Origin of the sequence: Emticicia sp. SJ17W-69, from assembly GCF_051209875.1 — a bacterium.
In the GTDB taxonomy this organism is placed as follows: domain Bacteria; phylum Bacteroidota; class Bacteroidia; order Cytophagales; family Spirosomataceae; genus Emticicia.
Window position 1 is genome coordinate 2,089,076 of sequence record NZ_JBNTQY010000001.1, and the last position, 13,756, is coordinate 2,102,831.

A 13,756-nucleotide genomic window follows, 5' to 3' on the forward strand; every position below is an offset into this window, starting at 1 on the left:
TCGTTTTCACATTATTGATTGGGTGGTGTTCCAGCGGGGTCATCTCCTGAAATCTCTACATCAATAACGTCACCAATGCGAATTTTATTTCCTTCAGAAGATGGTCTTTGTTTGATAATCACACCAGCTTCATAGCCTTCAACAATTCCTACGTAACGTTTGGTTAAACCTAAATTTTGACCAGAAGCCAGAATTTCTGCTTCATCAGCAGCCATTCCAACCAAATTTGGTACTTCAATCATTTGATCACCTAAGCCATCTCCTACCACAAATACTACCGTTGAACCTTTAGGAATCAGCATGCCAGGCTTAATTTCTTGCCCATTATATTTCATCCTTAAAACCGTATTTTCTTCCAAAGCAGCAATAATTTCAGATTGTCCAGCTACTAATTGAGCAGATAACAATTGATTTTTTGCACTTGACGTTGAGCGACCCAATACATCAGGAACTTTCACCATCGGAGCTTTTTCGGTGACAATAGTCAAATAAATCTTACGACCTTCTTTCACACTCGAACCTGCTTTAGGATATTGTGTCAAAATCGAAAGTGGTTTTGCTCCTGCCACAAATGTGCAGTCGCTTACTTCGTAGTCGAGGTCACGATCATCAAGAGCTTTTTCCATTTCTTCCATGGTCAAGCCTTTTAAATCTGGAACGGTGATTGACTGACCATGGTTAGTACTCCAAGGTAAATAAATAAAGAAAAATCCAAAGAATAATATCAAAAACAGGGCAATGATAATGCCAATGTGTACGAAAATATCTGTTTTTGAATTGGTGCTAAATTTTGCCATTTTTTATGGGTTTGAAAGCTATAAACCTTGCAGGATTTAAACGGTGCAACAAATCGAATCCTGTAAGATTTTAGAAAGAAATATTCAGCAAAAAAAAGGGTTTTTATCGAAAATAGCAAAGATTTTATTCGATGCCTCCCATCCATTTTTTTATTGGCTTGTATAAAACAATTAAAATCAAGCCTGATACCATTCCAATCAAAAATACCTGATGAAATAATTCTGGCATGGCAGCAACATTGCTTTCGTCGAAGTTTCCTGCAAACAACCCAGCAATTAAATTTCCCAACGCTGCCCCAACAAACCATAATCCCATTAATTGGCTATAATATTTTTTTGGAGCAAGTTTAGTATATGAGCTTAGGCCAACAGGACTAATACATAGCTCTCCAAGGGTATGAAACATATAAGTTAGTCCCAACCACCCAAGACCAGCCATTGAGCCATCTAATACTCTTTGTGCTGCCAAATACATAACAAAGAATCCTAAACCCATTTGTAAGAGTCCTAAGCCGAATTTGATTGGTACACTTGGGTTCAAGTTTTTGCGATTGAGATAAATCCATAAAGCCCCCATTGGAGCCGAGAATATCAAAATAAACATCGAATTGGCATTTTGAAGCCATGAAGCAGGTAGTTCCATGCCCAAGAAACTGCGGTCAGTATGGCGGTCGGCAAATATTGTTAGGGTAGTAGAGGCTTGTTCAAAACCCGACCAGAAAATTGAGATCCCAATAAATAAAATAAAAAGTACACCTACTCTTTTCTTTTCTACAACTGTAAGCGTAGAATCTATTAATCCAATATAAGCGAAGTATAAAATAGTGATTGCAACAATAATGTATTTCATATATTGAGCAAGCGAAACACTATCTAATACACCTGATACCAATAAAATTCCAACCAAAACAAGAGCTGCAATGACAACGTATAAATAGGTATAAGAAGATTTTTGTGTAGGAGCATTGCCCACACCTTGGAGATATTTACCATTAAATTTGAAATTGATTACCCCAAAAAGCATGGCAAATGCAGCCGCTCCAAAACCATAATGCCAACCAACTTTTTCACCCAGATAACCTACCACAAACATGCCAAGGAATGCACCAAGATTGATTCCTAAATAAAAAATAGAAAATGCTGCGTCACGTCTTGCTCCACCTTCTGGATATAATTCTCCAACAATTGAACTAATATTTGCCTTCAATAAGCCAGTTCCGATGGCTACAGTTGCCAATCCTAAGAAGAATATTTCGGGTGAACCTGGAATTGCCAATATTAAATGGCCGATCATAATCGAAATAGCTCCGTACCAGATTGCTTTTTTTTGCCCTAAAATATTGTCAGCAATCCATCCCCCAGGTAAAGTAAGCAAATAAACAGAAGCCATGTAAAGCCCCATGATTGCTCCGCCCGTTTTTTCGGAAAGCCCTAATGCCCCTTCATTTGCTCCTTTTGTTAAGTATAAAAATAAGATGGCTCGCATGCCGTAATAGCTGAATCGCTCCCACATTTCGGTTAGGAACAGCACCATAAGTCCCATGGGGTGTCCGAAGAATTTCTTTTCTTGCATTGAGTTTAGGTTTTGGTTGTAATGATGAATATTTTTCAAATGTAATGCCTATTTTGTTGAAAATCTAAAGCATCATGATTTCACTAACGGCAAAATGATAAAAATTGTGTTAGCAAACAAAAAAATAGTTAAAAAATGAACAAAAAAATGGTGATACACAAGATTGCGTACCACCACCGAATCATTTTATTGTTTTTGGAGTTTATCAAAGTTTTTTGAAATTACATATATTTCAAGTCGTTATTTAGCTTTAATTTAATGATTTTTAAAGAATTTAAGACCTTAATCAATGGATATGTCAAGTCTATTTCAAACCAACGAATGCCAAAATTAGCTCTACCTCCAAATTTATGGTGATTATTATGGTATGATTCGCCCATCATTAATAAATCAAGAGGCAAAAGATTTTTAGCGGTATCATCAACCTCAAAATTTACATAGCCATAACGGTGTGCATACCAATTGATAATTACGCCATGAATTGGCCCCATTAAGTAATGGATTGGTAAAAGTAAAAACATCCACCATGCTGTAGCAAATTTAATGTAGAATAATGTGTAAAATACACCCCAAGCCAATCTAACCAACCAACGGTCGCCAAACCATTCCATAAATTTCCAATTGGGAACTCCTTTCTTGAATTTCGCTTCAACTGAATCTTGGTTATGTAAAATTCTATTATAAATTATTCTGGTTTTCCACATCATATCCAAAATTCCTTTCGAATAGCTTGGTGAGTGTGGGTCTTCTTCTGTATCGGCATGTGCATGATGCAAGCGGTGCATAATACCATACGCTCTTGGACTAAGGAAAGATGAACCTTGTGCAATGAAGGTTAGTGTGTAAAAAACTTTCTCCCAAAATTTATTCATCGTAAACATCTGATGAGAAGCATAACGGTGTAAAAAAAAGGTTTGCATCAAGATTGAAAAGTACCAATGACACAAGAAAAAAACTAAAATAACCATTGTAAATATTTTATAGGTGATATGAAAGTACAAAAATAAGTGCTTGCCAATACTAAAATTATGACGAAAATCAGTTTTCTGTAAATTTAGCAAATTGAACTATTCAAATAATTTACTTATTGTTATTTTACTGTTTTTCCATATTTTATTATTACTTAGTAGTGTACAGGAGTGTTAAAACAATATTTTTTTATTATTTTACTTCTATTTAATTCATAAAATCAGATAAATATTGCGTTTATGGAATTCATGCTTTTTAGTAAATTTTATTAAAAATATTTGTATTAATCTAAGATTTTTAAAAATTAAGCGAAATTTCGCTAAAAATATTTGTTTCGCAATTTTTCACTTTATACTTTTGTGCTATGATTCGCTTAGAGACCAAAAACATGACCAAGCAAGAGACTCTTGCAATGCCCGTGGGCGTAACCCTTGACCGCTTCATCAAGCGTCAACAAAGTGCCATGCCTGCTGCATCAGGTGAACTTTCTCAGTTGTTAAGAGACATTGCTCTTGCAGGAAAAATCATTAATCGTGAAGTCAACCGGGCAGGATTAGTTGATATTACTGGGGCTTTTGGAAGCCAAAATGTACAAGGCGAAGACCAACAAAAATTAGATGTTGTTGCCGATATTCGGTTCTTAAGGGCTTTGAAAAATGGGGGGGAAGTTTGTGCAGTTATTACCGAAGAGGAAGATGAGATTACTTATACCGACAATGATAATGGCAAATATGTGGTTGCCATCGACCCACTCGATGGTTCATCAAATATTGATGTTAATGTGTCGATTGGAACAATTTTTTCAATTTATCGTAGAGTTACACCCATCGGTTCAAAGGCAACTTTGGAGGATTTTATGCAAGGAGGACGCAGCCAAGTGGCGGCAGGTTATATTCTCTATGGTTCTTCAACTATTTTGGTTTATACAACTGGGCATGGTGTAAATGTTTTTACGTATGAAAACTCATTAGGTGAATTTTTTCTATCGCATAACGAAATATGTAGCCCTGCTGATGGAAGTATTTATTCTGTAAATGAGGGAAATTATAATGATTTTGTAAGTGCGGCTCGTTCGTATATTGTCAATTGTCATTTGAAAGAATATGCAGGTCGCTATATTGGTTCGTTAGTAGCTGATTTTCACCGAAATCTTTTGAAGGGAGGTATATATCTCTATCCTGAATCAAAAAAATACCCTCAAGGTAAGTTACGCCTGCTTTATGAATGTTATCCATTGGCATTTATTGCACAACAAGCAGGAGCTGCCTCGACTGATGGTTACCAAGATGTTTTGGACATTGTGCCAAGAGAATTACATCAAAGAAGCCCTTTTTATGTTGGGTCAAAAAATATGGTTAATGATTTGTTATTACACTTTTAGAATAGACTAATTGCTTTATAATGAGATGATTATCTTTTTTAAATATGAGCAAAATCATTTCATAAAATTGCATTTATGCCTTACTTGTCGCAAGAATTATACATCATCAATAAACTAAATAATTCAATGGAAATTCTAACTGACATTACCCGGACAAAATTGTCTATCAAAGCCAAAGAAATTTTTCATAATCTTAGCCCAGCTGAGTTGATTGAGGCTGCTCTTCAAAATGGTGAAGGAGTATTGACCGACACAGGAGCTTTGATGTGTGATACTGGAAAATTTACTGGCCGTTCACCAAAAGACAAATTTTTGGTTTGTGACGATAAGACCGAGAATACAGTTTGGTGGGGAGATGTCAATTTTAAGTTTACATCAGAAAAATTTGATGCTTTGCTTGAAAAAATGCTTGTTTTTCTTGAAGATAAGACCGTATATATGCGTCAGGCCTTTGCTGGAGCTAATCCTGATTATCGCTTGAACCTTGAAATTATCAATACCAAAGCATGGCATAACTTATTTTGTAATAATATGTTCATTCGCCCAACCGAGAAAGAGTTGGAGAATTTTGAGCAGGATGGGCGGAATAATACTTTTACAATTATTTGTATTCCAGAATTTGAGGCAAATCCAGCGGTTGATGGTACTCGTCAAGCCAACTTTACTATTCTTGACATGACTCGCCGAATTTTATTGATTGGTGGAACAGGCTATGCTGGAGAAATGAAAAAAGGGATTTTTACTGTTCTTAACTATCTTTTACCACAAGAAAATGGCGTACTTTCGATGCACTGTTCGGCAAATATTGGAAAAGAAGGTGATACAGCCATTTTCTTTGGCTTGTCAGGTACTGGCAAAACCACGCTCTCGGCCGACCCCAATCGTGGACTGATTGGTGATGACGAACATGGTTGGTCTGAAACCAGTGTATTTAATTTTGAAGGTGGTTGCTACGCAAAAGTGATTGATTTGAGTAGAGAAAAAGAACCTGAAATTTTTGATGCTATTCGCTATGGAACGATTGTAGAAAACACTCGTTTTATTGCAGGGACACGTGAAGTGGACTATCATAATAATTCGGTCACTGAAAATACACGTACGGCTTATCCAATTCATTATATCCCAAATGCTGTTGAACCATCGGTAGGAGGGATGCCAAAAAATATTTTCTTTTTGACTTATGATGCGTTTGGTGTTTTACCTCCGATTTCAAAACTCTCAGTTGGGCAGGCGATGTATCACTTTATTTCGGGATATACCTCGAAAGTTGCAGGAACTGAAATGGGTGTAAAAGAGCCACAAGCTACTTTTTCAGCTTGTTTTGGGGCAGCATTTTTGCCTTTGCATCCAACAAAATATGCCAGTTTATTAGGTGAAAAAATCCATCATAATAAAGTAAATGTTTGGCTAATCAATACAGGACTGACAGGGGGAAGTTATGGTGTTGGCTCACGCATTAAACTCTCTAATACAAGAGCCATGATTACGGCAGCCTTGAATGGCGATTTGAATAAAGTATCTTTCACAAGGCACCCCATTTTTGGAATGATGATTCCTGAACATTGCCCTTATGTAGTTTCGGATATTTTAAATCCAAAAAATACTTGGGTCGATAAAGATTTATATAATGTTACGGCAAAAAAACTTGCGAATATGTTCCAAAATAATTTTGAGAAATATGCAGACTTTGCCGATGAAGAAATTTTAGCAGGTAGTCCTTTAATAAATGATTAATTGTTAATAAATGATTAATTGTTCATGGTAAATTATTTTTTATAAAAATAGTAAGCAGAATTTTATATTTCTGTGAACTAACCATTATCAAACATGGACTATTTTGTTGTAAGACTGTAAGTATTTAAGGTTGTATAGATTTTAATTTTGCTTAGAATCTAAGTTTAAAATGCCCTGCTAATAGCGGGGCTTTTTTTGTTAGAAAAGTACCACAAGTTTATTGCTTGTAGTTTTAAAATACAAATCTCAAATTTTAATCATCTCTCAAAAATCACTAAATCGTAAATATTTTTTATATTGCACCTTTCTTTTCTAATCTAAAACCCTCATAATCTATGAAATTTATTATCCCTGTATTATTCCTTTTTGTTGGCATTAGCTCATTTGTTACGATGAATAGTTCGCAAGAGCGAGACCTTGCTATAGTTAAAGATACACTTGCGGCCGATCGTGAGAAGTATATTCTTGCTTTCAAAGACTCATTGAAGGGCAAGGAGACTGTTCTTGCCGATTCGGTTTTTAAAAATATCAAATCACTCAAAGGAAAATCAACTGAACAATTATTAAGTATAATGAATAATTGGGGGCATGCTTTGGGCGTGACCTGTAAATTTTGTCATGATGTAAATAATTGGGCTTCTGAAAAAAGTCGTAATCATTTGCGTACTCGTGAAATGATAGTGATGAATGATAGATTGAACCGAGAATTATTATCACAAATGAAAGGCTTTCGTCAGCCAGTAACAATGGGATGTATTTCTTGCCATAATGAAATGAAAGAACCACCGCATGATGGTCTACGCCCACAAGGCCCACGTCCACGTCCTGAAGGAGGAGCAGCACCAAATTCAGGAGGAGCAAAAAACTAAAATCGAAAAATATTTTATTGAAAGTAGGGATTTAATGCAATGAATTCCTACTTTTTTTGTTTCAATGAAAAAAACTATATAAATAGTTTTGAAACTAAGTATTTAGTTATATATTTGTTAAGAAATTAAACACCACTAAAATGGAATTAAGAGATTTAACCCGTGCAGAAGAGGAAGTTATGCAAATCTTGTGGAACAAAGAGCCATCTTTTGTAAAAGATATTCTTGAGCAATTTCCCGAGCCTCGTCCTGCCTATAATACTGTTTCTACAATCATTCGTATCCTCGAACAAAAAGGCTTTGTTGGACACAAAGCCTACGGTAAAACCCACGAATATTTTTCACTCGTTAGCAAAGAACAATACAAATCATTTGCCACAGGCAAGCTCATGGAAGGTTATTTTGAGAATTCTGTGGAAGAAATGTTTTCGTTTTTTGTAAGAGAAAAGAAAATTGATGTGAAAGAAGCCGATGAAATTTTAAAGTTGATTGATAGCATGAAAAATGCTAAATGATTTGAGTCAAAGGTCTAATATTCAACCACTTAAATGACCCTTCAAAGGGTTTTTGAACATGGACATTCTAATCTACTTGATGAAAGTAAATCTGGGATTGATTGCTTTCTATGCTTTTTATTGGGTGTTTTTGCGTAAAAATACCTTCTTCACTGCCAATCGGATGTTTTTGATGTTATCAGTTGCTGTATCATTTTTACTGCCTTTTTTGAAGGTCAAGCACAATTATGACTTTTCAGAGCCGCTACCATTATCACTTAATGAATTGCCACTTGAAAGTATTAGACCGATTGTTTATCAAACTCAAATCCTTAATTTTAATTGGATCGATGTACTAACATTTATTTATCTGACAGGAGCAGTTTTACTCGCAACACGCTTTATTTATTCAATGTACAAAGTTTATGCTTTGCTGATTGATGGAGACCCGATTGGCGAAGAAGAAACCCGTAGTGGGCGAAACTACTGGCTATTACGTAGCAATGAGGCATTTTCTTCTTATTCTTTTTTCAATTTTCTGATTTTGAATCGAGAAGATGTACACTTCAATCGCAATATTATTACCGACCATGAAGAAGTACATATTGGTCAATGGCATAGTTTCGATGTGCTTTTGATAGAATTGGTTCAAGTATTTTGTTGGTTCAATCCTGTGGTGATTTTCTACAAAGAGTCGTTTCGAAAATTGCACGAATTCATCGCCGATGACATTGTGGATGTTTCAGAAAAAGCCGAATATGCTGAGTTTTTGTTTGCTTATAATTTCAGAACAAATGCCAGCAGTTTAGGAAATAATTTCTTCAAAGATTCACTACTCAAAGAACGTATCGTAATGATGATGAAAAAACGCAGTACGGTTTGGGCATCGCTTCGATATGTTTTGATTATACCGATGTTGCTCATACTTGGTTATTTTGTCGTGGCAAAAGATATACGAAGAGGAGATTTGGATGAAAATCAAATTGAGAAAAATCGTCAGTGAGGATACTGACGATGGGTTGAATCGAGAATTATTAATATAAAGTATTTATTATCAATCAATTAATTAAACAAACAATTATGAAAAAGCTATTCATTATTTTATCCTTAGCATTGTTCGCTGTAAATGTTTCAAATGCCCAAACTGCAAAAAATGCTGAAACCGTTTTTGATCAAGTCGATGTATTGCCAGAGTACCCAGGAGGCATAAAAGAAATGTACACTTATATTGGGAAAAATATAAAGTATCCTGAATCGGCAGTAAAAGCAAATATAACAGGTAAAGTTTTTGTAAAAATGATTATCGAAAAAGATGGTAGCATCAACACAACTTCTATCGAAAAAGGCATTGGGTTTGGCTGTGAAGAAGAAGTAACAAGAATCGTGAAAGCAATGCCAAAATGGTCGGCTGGAATAAAAGATGGCAAAGCGGTCAGAACGTCTTATGTATTACCTGTGATGTTTGCGATGGACAATAAAAAGTCTAAATAATGCTAAATGCTTATGAAAGAATTTTTCTCACTATTGTTTTTAGCACTTTCCTCCATTGCTTTTTCGCAAGAAAAGTTAGTAAAAGTGAATGGACATAGCTTTAATATTTATTTGAAAGGATTTGAGCAAAGAAAAGCTAATTCGCCAGTGATCATTTTTGAAAACGGAATGGGAATGGGTTTAGGCAATTGGGATTCTATTATTGACGAAATGGCAAAAATAACCCCTGTTTTCGCTTATGATAGGTCTGGTGTAGGAAAATCTGAAAAAGTATTTCAACTACCAACACCCAAATTAGTTTCAGAAAACTTAAAAGCCATTCTGACTACCTTAAATATTCAACCACCTTATGTCTTGGTGGGGCATTCGATGGGAGGGCTTTATAGTAGAGCATTTGCTGGTTTCTATCCAAATGATATTACAGGTTTAGTTTTTATTGACCCAGCAGATTTTACGGAATCAAAGCAAGAATGGAATTCGATATTTAGAACCATTGGCGTTCCTGAAAAGCGAATAGATGAGATGTTATATAATCGACTTTACAAAGTTTCGCCCATTGATTCGCTAAATTATGGTCCTTGGAGTGAAGCCCAAGTATTGGGTGCTTTGCGACGAACCGATTTTGCTGAAATCAGTAGTTTACCCGTACCAAATGTTCCGATTTACTTTTTTATTGGTGGTAAGTTTGAAGTCCCTTTAGAGCTAAGAAGCAAAGATTTTGACCAAGAAAAATTTTTTACTGTACGCACAAATATTAATATTGAAAGATGGAAAAAGTTTATTTATTCGTCAAATAAAGGTGGGTCGCTTATTTATCTTTCAAAAAGTGGACATTTTGTACATAGAGATGATGCCAAAGCAGTGATTGGCAACTTGAAAATTATGTTGGAAAGTTTGAATAATTAGACAAAATGCCGACCAACCACATTTTATTAAATTAATAAAAGAAATACTCATTTCAATCATTTAAATCGCCCTTTTGGGTTTTGAGATATGAATTTTTTACATTATCTCGTTCAAGTAAATTTGTACTTGGTGCTGTTTTATGGCTTTTATCGCCTGTTGCTTTTCGATGAAACTTTTTATGGGCTTAATCGAGCTTATTTGGTAGGCTCGGCAATTTTGAGTTTCGGTATTCCGTTTTGGTATTCCGACTATATTCAGTCGTTTTTCATTACACAACAGGTGAGCGAAGTCTTTTATACAGTGCTAAGTCCAGCCGTTTTTGAAGTGCGAGCAACTACCGAACACCCTTTTACTTGGTACGATTTATTGAAGATATTCTATATTTCTTGCACCATATTTTTAGCAATTAAGCTGATATTTAATCTTATACAGTTGAAAAAGTTGTTACAAAACTCCCCTGCTCATCTTGAGCAGGGCGTTAGTTTCTCGTTTTTTAATTTTGTTTTTGTAGATAAAGACTTACAAAAAAGAGAAGTTGTATTGGAACATGAATATGTACACATCAAACAATTACATTCGGCTGATGTCATGCTTTTTGAATTGATTGCGGTGCTTTGTTGGTTCAATCCCGTAGTTTATTTCTATAAAAAATCAATAAAAAATATCCATGAGTTTATTGCTGATGATATTGCGAGTCGTTTAGAGCCGACTAAGGCTGATTACGCAATGCTCCTTTTTTCACAACAATTTGGACTAAATCCACACCAACTTACCAATCCATTTTTCAAACATTCAACCCTCAAACGACGCATTGAAATGCTACAAAAACCACGCTCTCGCAAAATTGCCTTATTGAAATATGGCTTTACTGCTCCACTTTTTGCTTTAATGCTCGTGATAGCCTCAGCAAGTATTGCGAGACACCAAACAATAGAAAGAGTGGCTAATATTGTTGAAATTACTGCAAAAATGCCAATTTCAGAGTTGCCTGTTGCAGCGATTGATGATTTTTTGGAAGTAGTAGAAACACCAATCAAAGGAAGAGTAATAGCTGCTGAAGATGGAAAACCACTGGCGGGAGTAGCAATAACGATTAGAGGGAAAAACATAGGTACAACCACCGATGTGGATGGTAATTATCAGATAAATGCAAATCCAGTCGATGAGCTTATATTTACTTTCGTAGGTTTTGAAACATCAAGTGTACTTGTAAGTGATAAGAAAATTATTAATGTATCGCTTCGTACGGGGAGTCAGATAAGTATAGAAGGTAGAGGACAAGCACTCAGCGAAATTGTGGTTGCGGGACATAAGCTTACCAATACTGTTGAAAGTGAAGAAATTTTTACAACGGTAGAGGAGAATCCAACTTTCCCTGATGGAATAAAAAATATGTACCAATATATTGCAAGAAATCTTCGTTACCCCGAGTCTGCCCAAAAAGCAAATGTTCAAGGAAAAGTATTTGTAAAGTTTATTGTGAGAAAAGATGGGAGTGTCTCGGATTTACAAGTATTGAAAGGGATAGGTTTTGGCTGTGATGAAGAAACTGTCAGAGTGCTTGGCTCAATGCCTAAATGGAATCCTGGTAAGCAGAATGGTAAACCAGTGAATGTTTATTTTACTATGCCCGTAAATTTCATTTTGGAAGAAGTAAAGAGGAATACCGAGAAAGGAGATTTTCAGTGGGATAAATTAATCGTTATTGAAAATGGAAAAACAAAAACTTTTTCTGATAGAGAGGAGATTAGAAAGGAAAATGAAAGACTAAAAAAAACCATTGGAGACATAGATAAACATGAAATTTCGTTTAATACTATTGAAAAAAGTATGACTATTAGAGTTTTGGATAAGCCAAAGAGTTTAATCTTAAACCAACCTAATTTAAGTCTTATTGATGGTGACCCTTTATTTGTTATTGATGGAAAAGCTTCATATAAAGATGAAATGTCAAAACTGAATCCGAATGAAATAGCAACTGTAGATGTACTTAGAAATGCTTCTGCAACTGCTATTTATGGCGAAAAAGGTAAAAATGGTGTGGTAATTATTACAACTAAAACACACACACAAGTTAAAGAAGATCCTAACTTTACGATAAAGGGAAAACAACTTTATACATTAAAAGTTGGCAATAAACGTCAAATAATTGATGCAATAACTGCCAATGATTATCCAAGTGATCGCATTATGCAAGTAAATGTTATCAAACTCAACGATATAAAAGCCAGAAAAACGGCCTTAAACGAATACGAAGAAAAGGTTTTAAAAGAAGGCTATGATGGTTGGGTTGATATTTGGGTAAAGGAACAGTAAGCAAAATTTTCAGAAGATACTTTGATAATTCAAGGTTTTTAAATAAATTAGATTCATAATTTATAAAAGCAATGACAAAAATACTGGTAAATGAAGCCATTAAAGAAATGCCTAATGAGTTTTCTATTGATGATTTGATTGAAAAATTAATATTGGTACAAAGTTTTGAACAAGGAAGACAGCAGTATCAAGCAGGTAAAACTTTTACGCACCAAGAGGTTGGTCAAAAGTTAGAAAAATGGTTGAAGTAATTTGGACTCAAAATGCCACAAATGAAATTGTGAGCATTGCCGAATACCTTGCACAATATTCGGAGCATTATGCATCAATGGTTGTTAAGCGGTTGTATGAAAAAGTTGGTGTTTTAAGACAATTTCCAAAACTTGGAAGAGTAATTCCTGAAATGCAGGAAGATAAGTACCGTGAATTGATTGATGGAAATTACAGAGTAATGTACGAAATCTTGGATGAAGAAATAATTTTGATTCAAAGAGTAATGCATTCATCAAGATTTTTTGAAAAGTTATAGTGTTTACCTTTATTAATGATGCCTAAAGTAATTGACCTTAATTCATACACTTGGCTTGACTTCACAGCCAATAACAAAGAATTAGAAACCTTAGATTTAGAAAATACTGCTCAATTTTCGGAATATGTTTTCAATAAAATTGCAGATGCGGGTGCGAAAATGGGCGTTGGTGGCTACATGGAGCCTCGAGTGATTTATCGAAGAAGTGAGCATTTTTCATCGGAAACCGAAGCCCGATGTACTCATTTGGGTATTGATTTATGGGCAGAAGCAGAAACGCCAATTTATGCTCCGTTTGATGCGATTGTGCATAGCTTTCAAAACAATAATAATTTCGGAGATTATGGCCCAACAATCATTTTAGAACACTCGCAAAACTTTGATTTTACTTCACATAGAAAGCTTTATACTCTTTACGGACATTTAACTTTAGACTCTCTCGATGGCCTTTTTGAAGGAAAAATGATAAAAAAAGGCGAGAAATTAGCCAAAATTGGCAATTTTCCAATCAATGGTGATTGGCCGCCTCATCTTCATTTTCAAGTAATGACTGATATGATGGGCATGAAAGGCGATTTTCCAGGCGTTTGTGCTTTGTCTGAGAAAGAAAAATATCAGCAGGTTTGCCTTGACCCAAATTTGATTCTGGGTTTGGAATAAAAAAAGAGAACTGAAAATGTTTTATATTGACATTATC

Annotated in this window: 14 protein-coding genes; 11 read left to right on the forward strand and 3 right to left on the reverse strand. The window is 35.0% G+C overall.

The window, feature by feature from the left end; translation table 11 throughout:
• Window positions 1-11: 11 nt before the first annotated feature.
• The 3 genes from ACQUQZ_RS08630 to ACQUQZ_RS08640 all read right to left on the reverse strand — a co-directional run bounded on the left by ACQUQZ_RS08630 (window position 12) and on the right by ACQUQZ_RS08640 (window position 3,338).
• The gene (locus tag ACQUQZ_RS08630; RefSeq protein WP_435354476.1) at window positions 12-797 is read right to left on the reverse strand and encodes a PASTA domain-containing protein; all 786 of its coding nucleotides are present in this window, start codon (window positions 795-797) and stop codon (window positions 12-14) included.
• A 124-nt stretch (window positions 798-921) separates the two neighbouring features.
• Window positions 922-2,370, reverse strand: coding sequence for a peptide MFS transporter (locus ACQUQZ_RS08635; protein WP_435354477.1), 1,449 nt, complete (start codon window positions 2,368-2,370; stop codon window positions 922-924).
• A gap of 221 nt (window positions 2,371-2,591) precedes the next feature.
• Entirely contained in the window at window positions 2,592-3,338 is a 747-nt protein-coding gene (locus tag ACQUQZ_RS08640) for an acyl-CoA desaturase (protein ID WP_435354478.1), read from the reverse strand.
• Window positions 3,339-3,727: 389 nt separating this feature from the next.
• On the opposite strand from ACQUQZ_RS08640, the gene fbp reads away from it, so the two are divergent.
• The 11 genes from fbp to ACQUQZ_RS08695 all read left to right on the forward strand — a co-directional run bounded on the left by fbp (window position 3,728) and on the right by ACQUQZ_RS08695 (window position 13,719).
• Window positions 3,728-4,720: a class 1 fructose-bisphosphatase gene (gene fbp, locus ACQUQZ_RS08645; RefSeq protein ID WP_435354479.1), complete on the forward strand. Its 993-nt coding sequence runs from the start codon at window positions 3,728-3,730 to the stop codon at window positions 4,718-4,720.
• Between the two features lie 126 nt (window positions 4,721-4,846).
• Window positions 4,847-6,454, forward strand: coding sequence for a phosphoenolpyruvate carboxykinase (ATP) (gene pckA / locus ACQUQZ_RS08650; protein ID WP_435354480.1), 1,608 nt, complete (start codon window positions 4,847-4,849; stop codon window positions 6,452-6,454).
• 335 nt (window positions 6,455-6,789) lie between these two features.
• On the forward strand, window positions 6,790-7,323 hold the full coding sequence (locus tag ACQUQZ_RS08655) for a photosynthetic reaction center cytochrome c subunit family protein (protein WP_435354481.1): 534 nt from the start codon (window positions 6,790-6,792) through the stop codon (window positions 7,321-7,323).
• A gap of 140 nt (window positions 7,324-7,463) precedes the next feature.
• On the forward strand, window positions 7,464-7,838 hold the full coding sequence (locus ACQUQZ_RS08660; protein ID WP_435354482.1) for a BlaI/MecI/CopY family transcriptional regulator: 375 nt from the start codon (window positions 7,464-7,466) through the stop codon (window positions 7,836-7,838).
• Window positions 7,839-7,896: 58 nt separating this feature from the next.
• Window positions 7,897-8,820 (forward strand): M56 family metallopeptidase, encoded by a 924-nt coding sequence (locus tag ACQUQZ_RS08665; protein WP_435354483.1) that lies wholly within the window; start codon window positions 7,897-7,899, stop codon window positions 8,818-8,820.
• 77 nt (window positions 8,821-8,897) lie between these two features.
• Window positions 8,898-9,308: an energy transducer TonB gene (locus ACQUQZ_RS08670; protein WP_435354484.1), complete on the forward strand. Its 411-nt coding sequence runs from the start codon at window positions 8,898-8,900 to the stop codon at window positions 9,306-9,308.
• A 12-nt stretch (window positions 9,309-9,320) separates the two neighbouring features.
• Window positions 9,321-10,214, forward strand: a complete 894-nt coding sequence (locus ACQUQZ_RS08675) for an alpha/beta fold hydrolase (RefSeq protein WP_435354485.1) — start codon at window positions 9,321-9,323, stop codon at window positions 10,212-10,214.
• 87 nt (window positions 10,215-10,301) lie between these two features.
• A complete protein-coding gene (locus ACQUQZ_RS08680) occupies window positions 10,302-12,530 on the forward strand; it encodes a TonB family protein (protein ID WP_435354486.1) in 2,229 nt (742 codons plus the stop codon).
• A 71-nt stretch (window positions 12,531-12,601) separates the two neighbouring features.
• Window positions 12,602-12,781, forward strand: coding sequence for a hypothetical protein (locus ACQUQZ_RS08685; protein WP_435354487.1), 180 nt, complete (start codon window positions 12,602-12,604; stop codon window positions 12,779-12,781).
• The gene (locus tag ACQUQZ_RS08690) at window positions 12,769-13,059 is read left to right on the forward strand and encodes a type II toxin-antitoxin system RelE/ParE family toxin (RefSeq protein WP_435354488.1); all 291 of its coding nucleotides are present in this window, start codon (window positions 12,769-12,771) and stop codon (window positions 13,057-13,059) included. The genes ACQUQZ_RS08685 and ACQUQZ_RS08690 overlap by 13 nt, the downstream gene beginning before the upstream one ends.
• Window positions 13,060-13,077: 18 nt before the next feature.
• Window positions 13,078-13,719 carry a peptidoglycan DD-metalloendopeptidase family protein gene (locus tag ACQUQZ_RS08695; RefSeq protein ID WP_435354489.1) on the forward strand — a complete coding sequence of 214 codons (642 nt, stop codon included), beginning with the start codon at window positions 13,078-13,080 and terminating at the stop codon, window positions 13,717-13,719.
• The last annotated feature ends 37 nt before the right edge of the window (window positions 13,720-13,756 follow it).